This window comes from Streptomyces sp. cg35 (assembly GCF_050410835.1).
Classification (GTDB): Bacteria; Actinomycetota; Actinomycetes; order Streptomycetales; family Streptomycetaceae; genus Streptomyces.
Genome location: NZ_CP191268.1, coordinates 4,037,408 through 4,055,826, shown reverse-complemented (window position 1 = coordinate 4,055,826; position 18,419 = coordinate 4,037,408). Strand labels below are relative to the sequence as shown.

16 protein-coding genes are annotated in these 18,419 nt (G+C 70.9%); 13 read left to right on the top strand and 3 right to left on the bottom strand.

The window, feature by feature from the left end; translation table 11 throughout:
• Positions 1-65 precede the first annotated feature (65 nt).
• The 10 genes from ACQUQD_RS18375 to ACQUQD_RS18330 all read left to right on the top strand — a co-directional run bounded on the left by ACQUQD_RS18375 (position 66) and on the right by ACQUQD_RS18330 (position 8,168).
• Positions 66-1,001: a Rossmann-like and DUF2520 domain-containing protein gene (locus tag ACQUQD_RS18375; RefSeq protein ID WP_428953184.1), complete on the top strand. Its 936-nt coding sequence runs from the start codon at positions 66-68 to the stop codon at positions 999-1,001.
• Positions 998-1,984, top strand: a complete 987-nt coding sequence (gene panC / locus ACQUQD_RS18370) for a pantoate--beta-alanine ligase (RefSeq protein ID WP_428953183.1) — start codon at positions 998-1,000, stop codon at positions 1,982-1,984. Before ACQUQD_RS18375 ends, panC begins: the two co-directional genes overlap by 4 nt.
• A complete protein-coding gene (locus ACQUQD_RS18365) occupies positions 1,981-3,714 on the top strand; it encodes an L-aspartate oxidase (protein ID WP_428953182.1) in 1,734 nt (577 codons plus the stop codon). Before panC ends, ACQUQD_RS18365 begins: the two co-directional genes overlap by 4 nt.
• Positions 3,711-4,706 (top strand): carboxylating nicotinate-nucleotide diphosphorylase, encoded by a 996-nt coding sequence (nadC, locus tag ACQUQD_RS18360; RefSeq protein ID WP_428953181.1) that lies wholly within the window; start codon positions 3,711-3,713, stop codon positions 4,704-4,706. The genes ACQUQD_RS18365 and nadC overlap by 4 nt, the downstream gene beginning before the upstream one ends.
• 10 nt (positions 4,707-4,716) lie before the next feature.
• On the top strand, positions 4,717-5,514 hold the full coding sequence (locus ACQUQD_RS18355; RefSeq protein ID WP_428953180.1) for a type III pantothenate kinase: 798 nt from the start codon (positions 4,717-4,719) through the stop codon (positions 5,512-5,514).
• Positions 5,515-5,611: 97 nt separating this feature from the next.
• Positions 5,612-6,208, top strand: a complete 597-nt coding sequence (locus ACQUQD_RS18350) for a hypothetical protein (RefSeq protein WP_428953179.1) — start codon at positions 5,612-5,614, stop codon at positions 6,206-6,208.
• A gap of 13 nt (positions 6,209-6,221) precedes the next feature.
• Positions 6,222-6,410, top strand: coding sequence for a hypothetical protein (locus ACQUQD_RS18345; protein ID WP_428953178.1), 189 nt, complete (start codon positions 6,222-6,224; stop codon positions 6,408-6,410).
• Between the two features lie 74 nt (positions 6,411-6,484).
• On the top strand, positions 6,485-7,009 hold the full coding sequence (locus tag ACQUQD_RS18340; RefSeq protein ID WP_428953177.1) for a BlaI/MecI/CopY family transcriptional regulator: 525 nt from the start codon (positions 6,485-6,487) through the stop codon (positions 7,007-7,009).
• A gap of 9 nt (positions 7,010-7,018) precedes the next feature.
• Entirely contained in the window at positions 7,019-7,579 is a 561-nt protein-coding gene (locus tag ACQUQD_RS18335; RefSeq protein WP_428953176.1) for an amino-acid N-acetyltransferase, read from the top strand.
• A 253-nt stretch (positions 7,580-7,832) separates the two neighbouring features.
• The gene (locus tag ACQUQD_RS18330; protein ID WP_428953175.1) at positions 7,833-8,168 is read left to right on the top strand and encodes a histone-like nucleoid-structuring protein Lsr2; all 336 of its coding nucleotides are present in this window, start codon (positions 7,833-7,835) and stop codon (positions 8,166-8,168) included.
• Here ACQUQD_RS18330 and ACQUQD_RS18325 read toward each other — a convergent pair.
• Positions 8,147-8,767: an SCO3374 family protein gene (locus ACQUQD_RS18325; protein ID WP_428953174.1), complete on the bottom strand. Its 621-nt coding sequence runs from the start codon at positions 8,765-8,767 to the stop codon at positions 8,147-8,149. The two genes, ACQUQD_RS18330 and ACQUQD_RS18325, sit on opposite strands and share 22 nt — an antisense overlap.
• A 431-nt stretch (positions 8,768-9,198) precedes the next feature.
• Between ACQUQD_RS18325 and ACQUQD_RS18320 the strand changes: the two genes are divergently transcribed.
• Positions 9,199-11,727 (top strand): ATP-dependent Clp protease ATP-binding subunit, encoded by a 2,529-nt coding sequence (locus tag ACQUQD_RS18320; protein WP_428953173.1) that lies wholly within the window; start codon positions 9,199-9,201, stop codon positions 11,725-11,727.
• An 88-nt stretch (positions 11,728-11,815) separates the two neighbouring features.
• Here the strand turns inward: ACQUQD_RS18320 and ACQUQD_RS18315 are convergent, their stop codons facing one another.
• The gene (locus ACQUQD_RS18315) at positions 11,816-14,839 is read right to left on the bottom strand and encodes an NACHT domain-containing protein (RefSeq protein WP_428953172.1); all 3,024 of its coding nucleotides are present in this window, start codon (positions 14,837-14,839) and stop codon (positions 11,816-11,818) included.
• 483 nt (positions 14,840-15,322) lie between these two features.
• Here ACQUQD_RS18315 and ACQUQD_RS18310 point away from each other — a divergent pair, with 483 nt between their 5' ends.
• On the top strand, positions 15,323-15,979 hold the full coding sequence (locus ACQUQD_RS18310; RefSeq protein WP_428953171.1) for a M23 family metallopeptidase: 657 nt from the start codon (positions 15,323-15,325) through the stop codon (positions 15,977-15,979).
• Between the two features lie 10 nt (positions 15,980-15,989).
• Here the strand turns inward: ACQUQD_RS18310 and ACQUQD_RS18305 are convergent, their stop codons facing one another.
• Positions 15,990-16,571: a TetR/AcrR family transcriptional regulator gene (locus ACQUQD_RS18305; protein WP_428953170.1), complete on the bottom strand. Its 582-nt coding sequence runs from the start codon at positions 16,569-16,571 to the stop codon at positions 15,990-15,992.
• A 151-nt stretch (positions 16,572-16,722) separates the two neighbouring features.
• Between ACQUQD_RS18305 and ACQUQD_RS18300 the strand changes: the two genes are divergently transcribed.
• Positions 16,723-18,327, top strand: coding sequence for an MDR family MFS transporter (locus ACQUQD_RS18300; protein WP_428953169.1), 1,605 nt, complete (start codon positions 16,723-16,725; stop codon positions 18,325-18,327).
• Positions 18,328-18,419: the final 92 nt, after the last annotated feature.

Here is an 18,419-nt window from a genome sequence, read left to right as displayed (position 1 = left end):
TAGCGTTAACATGACGAGAAATCGTCCGGTACCCCGAGCGGACTGGAACGGAAGGCCGTCGCCCCGTGTCACTTCCCTCCCCGAACCCCCGATCCGAGCCCACCGATCCCAAGGACCGCCCCGCCCGCCTCACCGTGGGCGTCGTCGGCGCGGGACGGGTGGGTCCCGTGCTCGCCGCGTCCCTGCAACTGGCCGGGCACCGCCCCGTCGCCGTCTCCGGAGTCTCCGACGCCTCCGTGCGCCGGGCCGCCACTTTGCTCCCCGACGTCCCCCTGGTGACGCCCGCCGAGGTCCTCGCGCGGGCCGACCTGGTGCTGCTCACGGTCCCCGACGACGTGCTGCCGAGCCTCGTCGAGGGCTTCGTCGAGACCGGCTCGATCCGCCCGGGGCAGCTGCTCGTGCACACCTCCGGCCGGTTCGGCACCAAGGTCCTCGACCCGGCTCTGCGCGCGGGCGCCCTGCCGCTCGCGCTGCACCCCGCGATGACGTTCACCGGCACCGCCGTCGACGTCCAGCGGCTGGCCGGCTGCTCGTTCGGCGTGACCGCGCCCGAGGAGCTGCGCCTCGCCGCCGAGGCCCTGGTCATCGAGATGGGCGGCGAGCCCGAGTGGATCGCCGAGGAGAACCGGGCGCTCTACCACGCGGCCCTCGCCCTCGGCGCGAACCACCTGGTCACGCTGGTCGCGGAGGCCATGGAGCTGCTCCGCGACGCGGGCGTCTCCGCCCCCGACCGGATGCTCGGCCCGCTGCTCGGCGCGGCCCTCGACAACGCGCTCAGGTCCGGCGACGCGGCCCTCACCGGACCGGTCGCGCGCGGCGACGCCGGCACGGTCGCCGCGCACGTCTCGGAGCTGCGCAAGCACGCCCCGGGGACCGTCGCCGGATACCTCGCGATGGCGCGCGCGACCGCCGACCGCGCCCTCGCCCACGGCCTGCTGAAGCCGGAGCTCGCCGAGGACCTGCTCGGCGTCCTCGCGACCGGTGCGGAGGAGACGCGATGAGCACGGCCGTGCTGCATGAAGGCGAGGAACTGCGGGCACGCACGCGTACCGGGCAGCGGGTCGTCGTCATGACGATGGGCGCCCTGCACGAGGGCCACGCCACCTTGATCCGTACGGCACGCGAACGCGCGGGCGCCGACGGCGAAGTGGTCGTCACCGTCTTCGTGAACCCGCTGCAGTTCGGCGCGGGCGAGGACCTCGACCGCTACCCGCGCACCCTCGACGCCGACGTCAAGATCGCCGAACAGGCGGGCGCCGACGCCGTGTTCGCGCCCTCCGCCGACGAGGTCTATCCGGGCGGACAGCCCCAGGTCCGCATCACCGCCGGACCGATGGGCGAGCGCCTCGAAGGAGCCTCGCGCCCCGGCCACTTCGACGGCATGCTCACCGTCGTCGCCAAGCTGCTGCACCTCACGCGCGCCGACGTCGCCCTGTTCGGGCAGAAGGACGCCCAGCAGCTCGCCCTGATCCGCCGCATGGTGCGCGACCTGAACTTCGACGTGGAGATCGTCGCCGTGCCCACGGTCCGCGAGGACGACGGCCTCGCCCTGTCCTCCCGCAACCGCTACCTGTCGCCGGAGGAGCGCCGCAGCGCGCTCGTCCTGTCCCGCGCCCTGTTCGCCGGCCGCGACCGGCACGCCGCGCAGGAGGCCCTTCGCGCGCGTGCCGCACAGAACCCGGCCACGCGCGCGCGGGCCCAGGCACTGGGCGCGCTCGGCGAGGCCCGCGCCGCCGCCGACGCGCACGCCGTCGCCTTCCCGGGCGGCCCCGCGGCCGTCCTCGCCGCGGCCCGCCAGGTCCTGGACGGCGCCGCGCGTCTCCAGCCCCCCGTCGCGCTCGACTACCTGGCCCTGATCGACCCGGCCGACCTCACCGACGTACGCGACGGCTTCGAGGGCGAGGCCGTCCTCGCCGTCGCCGCGCGCGTGGGCACGACCCGGCTGATCGACAACCTGCCCCTGACCTTCGGAGCCCGCCAGTGAACTCCACCGGTATACGCCTGCACGCACCTGCCCCCGGCTGGTCGATCGAGGCCGATGTCGTGGTCGTCGGCTCCGGCGTCGCGGGCCTGACCGCCGCGCTGCGCTGCGCGGCCACGGGCCTGACCACGGTCGTCGTCACCAAGGCCCGCCTCGACGACGGCTCCACGCGCTGGGCCCAGGGCGGCATCGCGGCCGCGCTCGGCGAGGGCGACACCCCCGCACAGCACCTGGACGACACCCTGGTCGCGGGCGTGGGCCTGTGCGACGAGGACGCCGTGCGCACCCTCGTCACCGAGGGCCCCGACGCCGTACGCCGCCTCATCGCGACCGGCGCCCGCTTCGACGAGACCGCCGACGGCGCCCTCGACCTCACCCGCGAGGGCGGCCACCACCGCCGCCGCATCGCGCACGCGGGCGGCGACGCGTCCGGCGCGGAGATCTCCCGGGCGCTCGTCGAGGCGGTGCGCTCGGCCACGGACGGCGACGGCCGCCCGGCGGGCCTGCGCACGATCGAGAACGCCCTGGTCCTGGACCTGCTCACGGACGAGGACGGCCGCACGGCCGGCGTCTCGCTGCACGTCATGGGGGAGGGCCAGCACGACGGCGTCGGCGCGGTCCTCGCCCCCGCCGTGGTCCTCGCGACCGGCGGCATGGGCCAGGTCTTCTCGGCGACCACGAACCCGCACGTGTCCACCGGCGACGGCGTGGCCCTCGCCCTGCGCGCGGGCGCCGAGGTCAGCGACCTGGAGTTCGTCCAGTTCCACCCGACCGTGCTCTTCCTGGGCGCGGATGCCGAGGGCCAGCAGCCGCTCGTCTCCGAAGCCGTGCGCGGCGAAGGTGCCCACCTCGTGGACGCGGACGGCGTGCGCTTCATGGTGGGGCAGCACGAACTCGCCGAGCTGGCCCCGCGCGACATCGTGGCCAAGGGCATCACGCGCCGCATGCAGGAGCGCGGCACCGAGCACATGTACCTCGACGCACGGCACTTCGGCGCCGACATGTGGGAGCACCGCTTCCCCACGATCCTCGCCGCCTGCCGCGCCCACGGCATGGACCCGATCACCGAGCCGATCCCGGTCGCCCCGGCCGCGCACTACGCCTCCGGCGGCGTCCGCACCGACCTGCACGGCCGCACCACGGTGCCGGGCCTGTACGCGTGCGGAGAGGTCGCCTGCACGGGCGTCCACGGCGCGAACCGCCTCGCCTCCAACTCCCTCCTGGAGGGGCTGGTCTACGCGGAGCGCATCGCGGACGACATCAAGAAGCAGCACGCCGAGAACCACCTGCACGCGCGCGTACCGGCACCGGTCCCGCACCCGCAGACCCCGACCCACCCCCTCCTGCCCGCCGAGGCCCGCTTCGCCATCCAGCGCGCGATGACGGCCGGGGCCGGCGTCCTGCGCTCCGCCGACTCCCTCGCCGAGGCCGCCGCCCAGCTCGGCCGCATCCACGCGGAGGCCGCCGACGCCCTCGCGGAGAACGGCAAGACGGCCGTCCCCGGAGTCGACACCTGGGAGGCCACGAATCTGCTGTGCGTGGCCCGCGCCCTGGTCGCCGCCGCCCGCCGCCGCGAGGAGACCCGCGGCTGCCACTGGCGCGAGGACCACGCCGACCGCGACGACACGAACTGGCGCCGCCACATCGTCGTACGCCTGAATCCCGACCGGACTCTGGCCACGCACACCACACAGACCGCAGACTTCCCGGCAACGACCCTTCAGGAGCAGTGACCGACGTGAGCGCCACCCCCGACCTCCCCCTGGCACACGCCGACAGCGGCGGCTGCGGCGACAACTGCGGCTGCGCGCAGGCGTCTTCCGAGGACGCCATGGAGTGCGGCCTCGACCCGTCGCTCGCCCAGCTCCTGCTCGACGCGGGCCTGCACCCGGTCGAGATCGAGGACATCGCCCACATGGCGATCGCCGAGGACCTCGACGGCGGCGTCGACGTGACGACCGTCGCCACGATCCCCGAAGAGGCCGTCGCCACCGCGGACTTCACCGCCCGCGAGGACGGCGTCGTGGCGGGCCTGCGCGTCGCCGAGGCGGTCATCTCCGTAGTGGCCAGCGACGAGTTCGAGGTCGAGCGGCACGCCGAGGACGGCGACCGTGTGACGGCCGGGCAGAAGCTGCTGTCCGTCACCACCCGCACCCAGGACCTGCTCACCGCCGAGCGCAGCGCGCTCAACCTGCTGTGCCGTCTCTCCGGTATCGCGACCGCCACGCGCGCGTGGGCGGACGCCCTGGACGGCACCAAGGCCAAGGTCCGCGACACCCGCAAGACCACGCCGGGCCTGCGCTCCCTGGAGAAGTACGCGGTCCGCGCGGGCGGCGGCGTCAACCACCGCATGTCCCTGTCGGACGCGGCCCTGGTCAAGGACAACCACGTGGTCGCGGCCGGCGGCGTCGCCCAGGCCTTCCAGGCCGTCCGGGACCGCTTCCCCGGCCTGCCGATCGAGGTCGAGGTCGACACCCTGCACCAGCTGCGCGAGGTCCTCGACGCCGGCGCCGACCTGATCCTGCTCGACAACTTCACGCCGAGCGAGACCGAGGAGGCCGTGGCCCTCACCGCCGGCCGCGCGCTCCTGGAGTCCTCCGGCCGCCTGACGCTGGAGAACGCGGCGGCGTACGCGAAGACCGGCGTCGACTTCCTCGCCGTGGGCGCCCTGACCCACTCCTCGCCGATCCTGGACATCGGCCTCGACCTGCGCGAAGCGGAGTGACGCGGACGCCATGCTCCTGACCATCGACGTAGGCAACACCCACACCGTCCTCGGCCTGTTCGACGGCGAGGAGATCATCGAGCACTGGCGCATCTCCACGGACGCCCGCCGCACGGCCGACGAGCTGGCCGTCCTGCTCCAGGGCCTGATGGGCATGCACCCGCTGCTCGGCGACGAGCTCGGCGACGGCATCGACGGCATCGCCATCTGCTCGACCGTCCCCTCGGTCCTGCACGAACTGCGCGAGGTCACCCGCCGCTACTACGGCGACGTCCCCGCCGTCCTGGTCGAACCCGGCATCAAGACCGGCGTCCCGATCCTCATGGACAACCCCAAGGAGGTCGGCGCCGACCGCATCATCAACGCGGTCGCGGCCGTCGAGCTCTACGGAGGCCCCGCGATCGTCGTGGACTTCGGTACGGCGACGACCTTCGACGCGGTCTCCGCGCGCGGCGAGTACGCGGGCGGCGTGATCGCCCCCGGCATCGAGATCTCCGTCGAGGCGCTCGGCGTGCGCGGCGCGCAGCTGCGCAAGATCGAGCTGGCCCGGCCGCGCAGCGTCATCGGCAAGAACACGGTCGAGGCCATGCAGTCGGGCATCGTCTACGGCTTCGCGGGCCAGGTCGACGGGGTCGTGAACCGGATGGCCAAGGAACTGGCGACCGACCCGGAGGACGTCACCGTCATCGCGACGGGCGGGCTGGCGCCCATGGTGCTGGGTGAGGCCTCGGTCATCGACGAGCACGAGCCGTGGCTGACCCTGATCGGACTCAGGCTGGTGTACGAGCGGAATGTCTCGCGCCTTTGAGCGCGCGCGTAAGTACGCGAGTAAGCAGGCGAGCGAGGGCGCGCCGGTAATTGCCGGTTAAGCGGATTTTGTCCGTAATGGTGCGTATTGTCGGTCCATGCCCACGCCCTACGGAAACCGCGGCGGCATGGCGTTCGGTGCAGAAGAGCTGCGTGTGCTCCGACGCGCCCTCGCCCTCGCCCTCCACCCCAGCCCTGCCTCGGACAAGGACGTCGGGGACTGCCTCCGACTCGCGGAGTCGGTCGACGAGGCCGTGCAGGAGAGCGCCCGTATGCGGGCCTTCCTGCTCGCCGATCTCGACCGGTACCGGGCCGCCCTGCCCGGCTCCGTCACCGGCTATCTGAGCCTCCTCGAGGACGCCCTGGCGGCGGGCCACCAGCCCGGCGTCGACGACCTCGCGGCGCTGCGCGCACTGCGCGGCAACCCCACCGCGGCGGCCCTGCTCGACCGCTGCCGCGCCCTGGCCGAACAGGGCGTGCGGGACCGGCTGGAAGCGCGCCACCGCCGCCGCGTCCCGGCCTCCCGTACGCATCTGCTCGCGCTGCCCGGCGGCCTGGCCGGCGCCGACCAGCAGCCCGCGAAGCCCCGGCCGGGCGACGCGCCGAAGCCCGTGCCCACCCCGGCCGAGGTCTTCCCGCCCAAACGCAGGCCGGCGCAGCCACCGGCCCCGTCGCAGCGGTTGGCGGCGGGCTAGCTACTCTGGGGGCATGGACTACGTCTCCGCGCTCGTGCCCCCGGTAGTGATGGCCGTGTTCTTCATCGGTCTGATCGTGACGATCGTGAAGTCGCAGGGCGGCGACAAGAAGGCCAAGGAGGACGCGGCCGTCGACGCCGCCCTCGCGCGCGCCGAGGCCGCCCAGCAGAACGGCGGCGTGCGGCACGAGGCCGGCGCCTGAGCGCACCGCGGCAGGCGCGACCGGGATCACGACCGGGATCAGGGGCACCCACGGGGTGCCCCTTTTGTCATTGATTGAAGCCGTTCGCCACGTCCGGCGTTGAATTACGGACTTCTCCCACTATTGTGCTGCTCGTGCCGCGCCCCTTGGGAGAACTCGAAGACGCAGTGATGACGCGGGTGTGGAAGTGGAACCGCCCGGCGACGGTGAGGGAAGTCCTGGAGGACCTCCAGCAGGAACGGTCCATCGCCTACACGACGGTGATGACCGTATTGGACAATCTCCATCAGAAGGGCTGGGTGCGCCGCGAGGCGGAAGGCCGGGCCTATCGATATGAGGCCGTCTCCACTCGGGCCGCCTACTCGGCCGCACTGATGAACGAGGCGTGGGCGCAGAGCGACAACCCGGCCGCCGCCCTCGTCGCCTTCTTCGGCATGATGTCGCCCCAGCAGCGCGAGGCGCTCAGGGACGCGATGCGGATCGTTCAGCCGGAAGTGCCCGCCGATGTGCCCGCCGAAGTACCCGCCGAAGTGCCGTCCGAAGTACCGGCCGAAGTGCCGCCGGGACCCGAGGAAGCGGACGAGGGGCCCGGGCGATAGCGTCCGTTCATGCCAGCAGAGCTCCCCGAAGTCTCCACACGCTCCGAATCGACCGCAAAAGCGGTCACCGTCCGCCGGGCCAGGACCGCCGATGTACCGGCGGTACGTCGACTGCTCGACGCGTACAGCCGACAGGGGATCCTGCTCGACAAAGCCACGGTGACGCTTTACGAGGACATCCAGGAGTTCTGGGTGGCGGAACGCGACGACAACGCGGAGGTCGTCGGCTGCGGTGCTCTGCACATCATGTGGGAAGACCTGGCGGAAGTCCGCACTCTCGCGGTGAATCCACAGGTCAAGGGCTCGGGCGTCGGCCACAAGGTGCTGGAGAAGCTGCTGCAGACCGCGCGCTGGATCGGGGTTCGCCGGGTTTTCTGTCTCACCTTCGAAGTCGAGTTCTTCATGAAGCACGGCTTCGTGGAGATCGGCGAGACGCCCGTCGATACCGTTGACACCGATGTCTACAGCGAGCTGCTGCGTTCCTATGACGAGGGCGTCGCGGAGTTCCTCGGTCTCGAACGAGTGAAACCGAACACCTTGGGCAACAGCCGGATGCTTCTGCATCTGTGATCGACCCGGACGGTATTCCGGCAACGCTCCCCGAGCGGGGTTCCCTATGTCCGAAACGCGCATGTTTTCGGCCGGGCCGGGCAGCGTACAACTCCGGGATCTCTCCCTGATCTCAGCCAGGGGTTTGTGTTTTCCCGGCAAAAGCGGTTTGCTTTCCGACGTACTGCAGTACTGCATATAACAAGGGGACGGCGAAACAGCGGCCGCGGTCGCAGGGGGGCCGGCCCTTCAGATATCGATGAAAGGAAATCCGGTGGCACAGAAGGTTCAGGTCCTTCTTGTCGATGACCTCGACGGTGGCGAGGCGGACGAGACCGTGACGTTCGCGCTCGACGGCAAGACCTACGAGATCGACCTCACCACCGCCAATGCGGACAAGCTCCGTGGCCTCCTCGACCCGTACGTCAAGGGTGGCCGTCGCACCGGTGGCCGTGCCGCGGGTGGCCGGGGCAAGGCGCGCGCCGCGTCCGGCGGTAACCAGGACACCGCGCAGATCCGCGCCTGGGCGAAGGAGAACGGCCACGACGTGAACGACCGCGGCCGTGTTCCCCAGGCGATCCGTGAGGCCTACGAGAAGGCCAACGGCTGATCTTTCGGCACGGCCGATGCGCGGCGCAGCCGGGCCCGGTGGCACTGTGTCGCCGCCGTGTCCACGAGTCGTACGAGATCGGGGGCGCCCCCACCGCCCCCCACGACCGACCAGGTCGAGACGGCCGTCAGGGTCGTCAGAGCCGGAAGTACTTCTTCCACCTCGCGCCCGGGCTCGGGGGGCCGCACCCATACCGCGGCCTCCTGCGAGCCGGTCCACCCCGGAGGTGTCGGCGCGTCGATGAACCCGTCCGCGCCGACCGCGACGAGGTCCAGGGGCAGCGCCCCCCACTCCAGCCAGTCGAGCAGCCCCGGCAGTTCGTCCGCGCTGCCCGCGGCGACCAGCAGCTGCATCGTCTCCCCCCGCACGGCCACCGGTGACCGGGGGTCGCATCTGCCCAGCATCGCGAAACCGGCGTCGGCCGGCAGCTCCAGGACGTCGAACCGCAGCCCCGTGCGCAGCCGGACGCCCTCGGGGCCGGCCGTCACGGCCCAGCCGAGCTCGTCCTCGTACCACTGCTGGACCGGGTCGGATCCGGCCGCGTCGAGCGGACGACGCGGCGTGGGGACGGTGCCGGAGGCGGAAAGGGGGGCGACCATGCCAGGAGCAACCGCCGCGAGCGCTTCAGGGTTACGCAGTGTGGCACTGTGTAAGCGCAGAGTGTCCGGATTGGGGGCGTACGGGGGTGTTCGGCGGTGCAAGGGTGTTCGCCCGTAGCGGAGGGAACCGGCGCGCGCCGCATGGAGTGTCAGTCCGTGCGGGTAAGACATCCCTAGTGGGAGGGGCGACACGTGGTCGCCGGGCATCTCGCGTTCGCCATCGGCGTAGTGATGGTGGGGGTATCTGCCTGGCCTGCGGGAACATCGTCTCGCACCATCGGGTTGGAGCAGTTGTCGGCGTTCGGGGGCAGGAGGCCATGAACGGGTGTCGGCAGTTGGAATGAGCGGTCCCCGCTTGCGGGACTAAGCTGCGGAAGGACAGGGAGGGGACCGACCCCTTACTGCCTGACCGCTCTGAGGAGCGATTAACGATGTTCGAGAGGTTCACCGACCGCGCGCGGCGGGTTGTCGTCCTGGCTCAGGAAGAAGCCCGGATGCTCAACCACAACTACATCGGCACCGAGCACATCCTCCTGGGCTTGATCCACGAGGGCGAGGGTGTCGCCGCTAAGGCCCTGGAGAGCCTCGGGATTTCGCTCGAGGCGGTCCGCCAGCAGGTGGAGGAGATCATCGGTCAGGGCCAGCAGGCCCCGTCCGGCCACATCCCCTTCACCCCCCGTGCCAAGAAGGTCCTGGAGCTGTCGCTCCGCGAGGCCCTTCAGCTGGGCCACAACTACATCGGCACGGAGCACATCCTGCTCGGCCTGATCCGTGAGGGCGAGGGCGTCGCCGCCCAGGTCCTGGTCAAGCTGGGCGCAGACCTCAACCGGGTGCGGCAGCAGGTCATCCAGCTGCTCTCCGGCTACCAGGGCAAGGAGACCGCCACCGCCGGCGGTCCTGCCGAGGGCACGCCCTCCACGTCCCTGGTGCTCGACCAGTTCGGCCGCAACCTGACGCAGGCCGCTCGTGAGTCCAAGCTCGACCCGGTCATCGGGCGCGAGAAGGAGATCGAGCGCGTCATGCAGGTGCTGTCGCGCCGCACCAAGAACAACCCGGTCCTGATCGGTGAGCCCGGCGTCGGCAAGACCGCCGTCGTCGAGGGCCTCGCCCAGGCCATCGTCAAGGGCGAGGTGCCCGAGACCCTCAAGGACAAGCACCTCTACACCCTCGACCTCGGCGCGCTGGTCGCCGGTTCCCGCTACCGCGGTGACTTCGAGGAGCGCCTGAAGAAGGTCCTCAAGGAGATCCGCACCCGCGGCGACATCATCCTGTTCATCGACGAGCTGCACACGCTCGTGGGTGCGGGTGCCGCCGAGGGCGCCATCGACGCGGCTTCCATCCTGAAGCCGATGCTGGCCCGCGGTGAGCTCCAGACCATCGGTGCCACCACGCTCGACGAGTACCGCAAGCACCTGGAGAAGGACGCGGCTCTCGAGCGCCGCTTCCAGCCGATCCAGGTCGCGGAGCCGTCGCTGCCGCACACCATCGAGATCCTCAAGGGTCTCCGTGACCGGTACGAGGCCCACCACCGCGTCTCGATCACGGACGAGGCCCTCGTCCAGGCCGCGACCCTGGCCGACCGGTACATCTCGGACCGCTTCCTGCCGGACAAGGCGATCGACCTGATCGACGAGGCCGGTTCCCGGATGCGCATCCGCCGGATGACCGCGCCGCCGGACCTCCGCGAGTTCGACGAGAAGATCGCGGGCGTGCGCCGCGACAAGGAGTCGGCCATCGACTCCCAGGACTTCGAGAAGGCGGCGTCTCTCCGCGACAAGGAGAAGCAGCTGCTGGCGGCGAAGGCCAAGCGCGAGAAGGAGTGGAAGGCCGGCGACATGGACGTCGTCGCCGAGGTCGACGGCGAGCTGATCGCCGAGGTCCTCGCGACCGCCACCGGCATCCCGGTCTTCAAGCTGACCGAGGAGGAGTCCTCGCGTCTGCTGCGCATGGAGGACGAGCTCCACAAGCGGGTCATCGGCCAGAAGGACGCCGTCAAGGCGCTCTCGAAGGCGATCCGTCGTACGCGTGCGGGCCTCAAGGACCCGAAGCGTCCGGGTGGTTCGTTCATCTTCGCCGGTCCGTCCGGTGTCGGTAAGACCGAGCTGTCCAAGGCGCTCGCCGAGTTCCTCTTCGGTGACGAGGACGCGCTGATCTCCCTCGACATGTCGGAGTTCAGCGAGAAGCACACGGTCTCGCGTCTCTTCGGTTCGCCCCCCGGTTACGTGGGCTACGAAGAGGGCGGCCAGCTGACCGAGAAGGTGCGCCGCAAGCCGTTCTCCGTCGTCCTCTTCGACGAGGTGGAGAAGGCCCACCCGGACATCTTCAACTCGCTGCTGCAGATCCTGGAGGACGGTCGCCTGACCGACTCCCAGGGCCGCGTCGTGGACTTCAAGAACACGGTCATCATCATGACGACCAACCTTGGAACCCGTGACATCTCGAAGGGCTTCAACCTGGGCTTCGCGGCCACGGGTGACACGAAGACCAACTACGAGCGCATGAAGAACAAGGTGTCGGACGAGCTCAAGCAGCACTTCCGTCCCGAGTTCCTCAACCGTGTGGACGACGTCGTCGTCTTCCCGCAGCTGACCCAGGAAGACATCCTCGCGATCGTCGACCTGATGATCGGCAAGGTGGACGAGCGCCTCAAGGACCGCGACATGGGCATCGAGCTCTCGCAGTCCGCGAAGGAGCTGCTGTCGAAGAAGGGTTACGACCCGGTTCTCGGCGCGCGGCCGCTGCGTCGCACGATCCAGCGCGAGGTCGAGGACACGCTCTCCGAGAAGATCCTCTTCGGCGAGCTGCGTCCGGGCCACATCGTGGTCGTCGACACGGAGGGCGAGGGCGAGAACAAGACCTTCACCTTCCGCGGCGAGGAGAAGTCGGCACTGCCCGACGTCCCGCCGATCGAGGACGCGGCCGCGGGTGGATCCGGGCCGAATCTGAGCAAGGAGGCGTAACCCCTTCGGGGTGAGCCTGATACGGGTGGGCCCGGACCGTTCTTCGTGAACGGTCCGGGCCCACCCGTTTGTGTCGCCCGTCGGCCCCTCAGCGGGTGTGGACGGTGACGTCGGCGTGCGGGAAGAGCCCGGTGTACCCGGCGGGGTCCTGGGTGGCCTGCCGGCCCGGATGGATCTCGACGGTGCGTACGGCCGGGAAGAGCGGCGCGTGGGCGGCGAACTGGTCCGGGCCGCCGGGCAGGTGCAGGCTCAGGGCTGTCACCCGGGGGAGTTCGGGCAGCGGTGCGGGCGGGAGGATCTCGCCAGCCAGGAAGAGCTCGGTGAGCGCCGGGTGCGCGGCGATCCGGTGCCAGTCGTCCGGCGCCAGCGGGCCCAGGCGGGCGCTCAGGCTGAGGAACTCCAGCCCGGACAGGGCGTCGAGGCCCCGCAGCCCGGTCGTGGCCACGGCACCCCGGGTGAGGTAGAGGCGCCGCAGGCCGCCGTGCACGGGCAGGCTGTCGGCCAGGGAGGCGCCGGGCAGCGCCTGGCCCACCGTGAGGGAGCGCAGCCCGCTCAGGGAAGCGAGCACCCGCAGGTCCGTCGACGGATCGAGGCCGGAGACACCGACGTGGTCCAGGTCCAGGCCGGTGAGCGGCGCCAGGTCCGCGACGCCGGGGCACCGGTCCAGGGAGAACGTGCGCAGCGCCGGAAGATCGCGCACCGGACCCAGCCCGTCCACCTCCGGGTTGTCGATCAGCGTGAGCGACGTGAGGACCTCGGGGTCCGTGCCGGTGCGGACGTCCTCGAACGAGAACGGGCCGTGCAGGTCGATCCGCCGCCACGGCGCCGTGCGCCGCGCCGCCTCCCACTGGTCCCGGCCGGTCACGGTCAGGTCCAGCCGGTCCCGGTCCAGGTGGGCCAGCACCTCGTCGGCGTACTCCTGCGCGTCGAACCGGTGCCATGTCCCGACCAGTTGCCGCCGTACGTCCAGCGACGGGTGCTCCCGGTATTTCTTCAGGACGGGCAGGGCGCCCTCCCGGCCGAGGAGCGACGCCGTGATCACCACGCAGTGCGCCTCGGCGTCCGTCAGGCCCGCGGGGCCGGGCAGGAGCTCCAGGACCAGCGGGCCCGCGAGCGCCAGCCGCTCGGCCGCGTTCCGGCCCCGCGGCGGGATCAGGTCCCGGGCCCGGTCCCGCACCTCCTCGACCACCTCCTGGTCGACCGACGACGCGTCCTGGAGGCAGGCCAGCGCGAGCAGCGTCAGCCGGGGGACATCCGCGGCCAGCAGGCCGCGCAGCAGGCGGGAGCGTTCGCGGGTGCGGGCGTGGGCGACGGCCATGCGCAGCACGTCCTCCCACTGGGGGTCGTCGGCGTGGCCCAGCAGGACGTCGAGGTGGCCCTCCTCGACCGCGTACCGGGCGGCGAGGTGGTCGAGGAAGGTGCGGTGCGCGAAGCCGATCACCTCGGGCGCGGGGCTGCGCAGCACTCCGCTGCGCAGCAGCAGATGGCGCAGGATCGCCGGTGCGTCGCCCTGGGCGGCCGCGGCGGGGACGGAGGGGAGGGCGCGTCCAAGGAGGGAGAGGGCGGTCTCCTCGTCCATCTCGGTGCGGCCCGCGAGGACGAGGGCGTAGGCGAGGCGCTGGAGCAGTTCGGTCCGGTCGTCGGTCTCCAGGGTGACGCCGTCGAGCCCGTCCATGCCGCGCTGCCGGTCCCGCTCGGTGAGGATCATCTGGAGCGCGGCGTCGTACAGGGCCTTGCGGCGTGGCGGCAGATAGCCGCGGCGGGCGCGGTGCAGGGCGCAGATCAGGCCGCACATCAGCGGGTTGGTGGCGAGCCGGGACAGGTCGGGCTTGGTGCGCAGCGCGTCCAGGAGCGGCTCCTCGTGCTCGGGGGCGCGGGCCGCCGCGTGCCAGCGGCGGACGAAGGCGGTGACGCGGGGGCGGTCCATCGGCGCGAGGGCGAGTTCGCCGAAGCCGTCGACAGCCAGCCAGCCGGTGCGCACGGCGGTGGGGCGGGCGGTGAGCAGCCAGCGGTTGCCGGGAAAGGCGTGGACCAGGGCGAGGAGCCAGTCGCGTACCCGGGCACGGTCGGCGGAGGGGACCTCGTCGATGCCGTCGACCATGACGAGGGCGCGGCCGTCGGCCAGGACGCGCTCGGCCCAGCCGTCGGGCGGGGTGTGCGGGCAGTCGGAGGCGGCGGACAGGAACTCGGCCGGTGCGGGCAGCCGGGGCAGCCGGACGAGGGTGCGCAGCGGCAGGACGTAGGGGACGTGGCCCTCGGAGGTGACGGCCAGCCACTGGACGAGGGTGGTCTTGCCGGAGCCCGCCTCGCCGCGCAGCAGGACCCGGTCGTGCCGGGCGAGGGCGTCCTCGGCGTCGAGCCGTGACGGGGCGGCCGGGGAGCCGTCGGGCAGCGGGTCGGTGTCCGCGGTGTCGGCGATCTCCAGGCTGAGGTAGGCGACGTCCAGGGGCCAGGTCTCGTCGCCGGCGTGCGGGTCGAGGCCGAAGATGGTCAGCCGGCCGTGGCGTCCGGCGAGATAGGAGCGGTAGCGCGCCTCGAAGTCGGCGTCCGCCGACCCCGCCGGGGGCAGCCGTCTGATCAGTTCGTCGGTCCTGGCGAGCAGGTCGGCCTGTCCGCGGCTCTGTTCCACGAGGGTGCGGGCCACGAAGGTCGACCGCTGGGTGAAGAAGTGCAGGATGTGCAGGCACGCCCACTCGGTGAGCGAGTCGAGGAAGTAGGCCGCGTCCGCGGACAGGCCGGGGGCCGGGGCCGCGCGGCGCAGGGTGCGGGCCAGTTCGTGGTGGCCGAGCCGGACGGCCTGGACGTCGTCCATGCCCAGGTCGCCCAGGGAGCGCAGGGTCCGGGTGAGGGCGTGGACCACGGCCTCGCGCTCGTCGTACGGGAACGGGGCCTCGCCGGGGCCCTCCACGGCGCCGGCCACCAGTTTCCCGGCCAGCCGCGCGAGGTCCTGGTCGGTCAGGGTGCGCTTCTCGCCCCGGAAGGAGACGAGGGCGGACAGCCGCACGGGCCGGTCGGTGAGGCCCGCGCCGGGGCCCTCCTGAACCAGCAGTTTCTTGAGTGCCGGGACGAGCACGCTCGATGCCAGACGGGTGCCGAGGACTGCGGGATCCATGGCCCGGGAGCGTAGCCCCGATCACACTCGCCGGGGGTTGGATCTTGCCGCCCGGTGACATGCCGCACAGGCGATTTGTCCGGTACTAGGCGAAATAGTGGAGCAACGGGGTCGCGGGACGACTGTTACGCGGTTGATGGGTTCTGGCGTTTTGTCCGTTTTGGGAATGAGGCGGGGTTCGCGGCCCGGAACGGCTTGGGGTCGGGGGTGCGAAGTGGGCCTAAACCTTGGATCGGCGGATAAATCCGGCAATCTGCGATCCGTTGATCCGAGGTGTCAAGGGGACTTCCGGCCCGAGGAACGGTACGAGGCCGGGTAGTAGAAGGGCTGTTTGGGCCGGGGTGGGGGCGGGGGTTACCAAGGGATGGCCGACCCGGTGACACGAGGACGTGTGCCGGGTCCCTTCTTGCCCGCCGGTGCCGCTCATGTCCCGGAGGGCGAACAGGACCCCCCGACGTCCCCCAGCCCGAAGAGGTCTCCCGCATGTCGAAGCGCACCAAGTCCCTGTCGTCCGGTACGTCGATCCTCCGCAAGCGTGCCGCCGTCGTGGCCGCCGGATTCGGAGTGTCCGCGGTGCTGGGCACCGGGGCCGCGTTCGCCGCCGACACCGCTCAGGCGGGCGCGCTGCCCGGCGTCGCCGCCGCGTCCCTGGACGCCCAGGCCACCGCCCAGGCGAAGGCCGCCTCGTCCGCCAAGCAGGCCGCCGCCAAGAAGGCCGCCTCCTGGATCGACCCGGTCGCCAAGTACACGCTCTCCGCGGGCTACGCCCAGGGCGGCAGCATGTGGTCCACCGGCAAGCACTCCGGCCAGGACTACGCCGTGGCGATCGGCACCAACGTCATGGCCGTGCACGGCGGCACGGTCGTCAAGACCGGCCCGAACGGCGCCGGCGACGGCCCCGCGTACGGCAACGCCATCGTGATCAAGCACGCCAACGGCACGTACTCGCAGTACGCGCACCTGTCCCGGATCGACGTCCGCGTCGGCCAGAACGTGTCCACGGGCCAGCACATCGCGCTGTCCGGCAACACCGGCAACTCCAGCGGCCCGCACCTGCACTTCGAGATCCGTACGACGCCGAACTACGGCTCGGCCGTGAACCCGGTCGCGTTCCTGAACTCGAAGGGCGTGCGCGTCTGACGCAGCCCGCTCAGCCCTTGTGGGCCTGGGTGATCAGATCGGTGGCGACCTCGAGGATGGCCTTGCGCTTCTCCTCGGGGTCGCCTTCGACGTCCCTGAGCACGAACATCCCCGCGTGCATGGAGAACAGCGCGCTGAAGCAGCGGACCCGCTCGGTGAGGGTGACCTCCTCGGGCAGCAGGTCGTCCAGCAGGGCCGTCATCCGGTCCTTGAAGTTCTCGCCGATGCTCAGCTCGCGCATCGTGGCCTGGTTCTCCTGCATGAACCGGAAGAGCGGGGCCGCGCCGGCCAGGGCGAGGCTGTAGCGCCGCAGGATCTCGTGCTTCGTCTCCAGGGTGGGCGGCTGTTCCTTCGCCCAGGCGATCAGGTCGTCGATCGGCGTCATCAGGTCGGTGAAGAGGCTGACGACGATGTCTTCCTTGGTCTTGAAGTGGTAGTAGAGCGCCGCCTTCGTGACGCCCAGCCGCTCGGAGATCTCCCGGAGCGAGGTCTTCTCGTACCCCTGCTCGGCGATGAGTTCCAGGGCAACGTCCTGAATGCGCTGGCGGGTGTTCCCGCGGCGCTGCTGTGGCTTGCTGCTGCCCGTGACCATCGCGTGCCCCTCGTGCTCCTCGAGTTCTCTTGGGAGAAAACTTACTTGACGCCCGGCTAGTTCGGGTTCTACCTTCCCCAGTGTAAGCAACTAGCCGGGCGACAAGTAAGTCCCGGAATCTCTGAATCGGCTTCTGGGGGAGTTGAGGGTCATGGCGCAAGCAGCGATACAGGACAAAGAGCAGGTGAAACAGCCGCGCAGCGTACGCGTCGTGCTGATGGCGCTGATGATCGCCATGCTGCTCGCCATGCTCGACAACATGATCGTGGGCACCGCGATGCCGACGATCGTCGGCGACCTCGGCGGCATCGAGCACCTGTCGTGGGTGGTCACCGCCTACACGCTCGCGACCGCCGCCTCCACTCCCTTGTGGGGCAAGGTCGGCGACATGTACGGCAGGAAGGGCGCCTTCCTGACCTCCATCGTGATCTTCCTGGTCGGCTCCGTGCTCAGCGGCATGGCCCAGAACATGGACCAGCTGATCGCCTTCCGGGCCGTCCAGGGCCTCGGCGCCGGTGGTCTGATGGTCGGCGTCATGGCGATCATCGGTGACCTGATCCCGCCCCGGGAGCGCGGCAAGTACCAGGGCATGATGGCCGGCGTCATGGCGCTCGCGATGATCGGCGGACCGCTGGTCGGCGGCGCCATCACCGACCACCTCGGCTGGCGCTGGACCTTCTACATCAACCTGCCGATCGGCGCCGTCGCGCTGGTCATGATCACCGCGGTGCTGCACCTGCCGAAGAAGCGCTCCTCGGGCAAGATCGACTACCTGGGCGCGGCGCTCCTCACCGTCGGCATCACCTCGATCGTGCTCGTCACGACGTGGGGCGGGTCCGAGTACGCCTGGGGCTCCGCCGTGATCATGGAGCTCATCGGGATCGGTGTCGCCGCCCTCGTCGGGTTCGTGTTCTCGCAGACCAAGGCGGCCGAACCGATCGTGCCGCTGCACATCTTCCGCAGTGGCAACTTCACGCTGATGTCCCTGATCGGGTTCATCACCGGCTTCGTGATGTTCGGCGCGGTGCTCTTCCTCCCGCTGTACCAGCAGTCCGTGCAGGGCGCGTCCGCGACCAACTCCGGTCTGCTGCTGCTCCCGATGCTGCTGTCGATGATGGCCGTCTCGCTGGTCGCCGGCCGGGTCACCACGAACACCGGCAAGTACAAGGTCTTCCCGATCGTCGGCAGCGTGCTGATGGTGACCGGTCTGTTCCTGCTGGCCCAGATGGACACCGAGACCTCGCGCTTCATGTCCGGCGTCTTCATGGCCGTGCTCGGTGCCGGTATGGGCTGCCTGATGCAGATCACGATGCTGGTCGCGCAGAACAGCGTCGAGATGAAGGACATGGGCGTCGCGTCCTCGTCCACGACCCTGTTCCGCACGCTCGGCTCGTCGTTCGGTGTCGCCATCATGGGCGCGCTGTTCAACCACAAGGTGCAGGACGTCATGGCCGCGAAGGCCGGAGCGCTCGGCGGAAAGATCACCGAGCAGTCGGCGCAGCTGGACGCGGCGAGCCTGGCGAAGCTGCCGGAGCCGGTCCAGGAGGCCTACAAGGTCGCGGTCTCCTCCGGTACGCACAACGCGTTCCTGCTGGGGTCGATCGTGGCGATCGGCGCGCTGATCGCGGCGCTGTTCGTGAAGGAGGTCGCGCTGCGCGGAGCCGGTCCGCAGAAGCCGGCCGACGACAAGCCGGTCGAGGGCGGTGCGGCCGGGGACGCCGCACGGAGCGGTGTGACGGTGCCGGACACCGTCTGAGCGGACCGCTCCCTCAGCCACCCTCGGCTTTTGCGGCCCCGGCGCTTCGGCGCCGGGGCCGTTCCCTTCGCCCGTACGGATCGGCTGTGCGC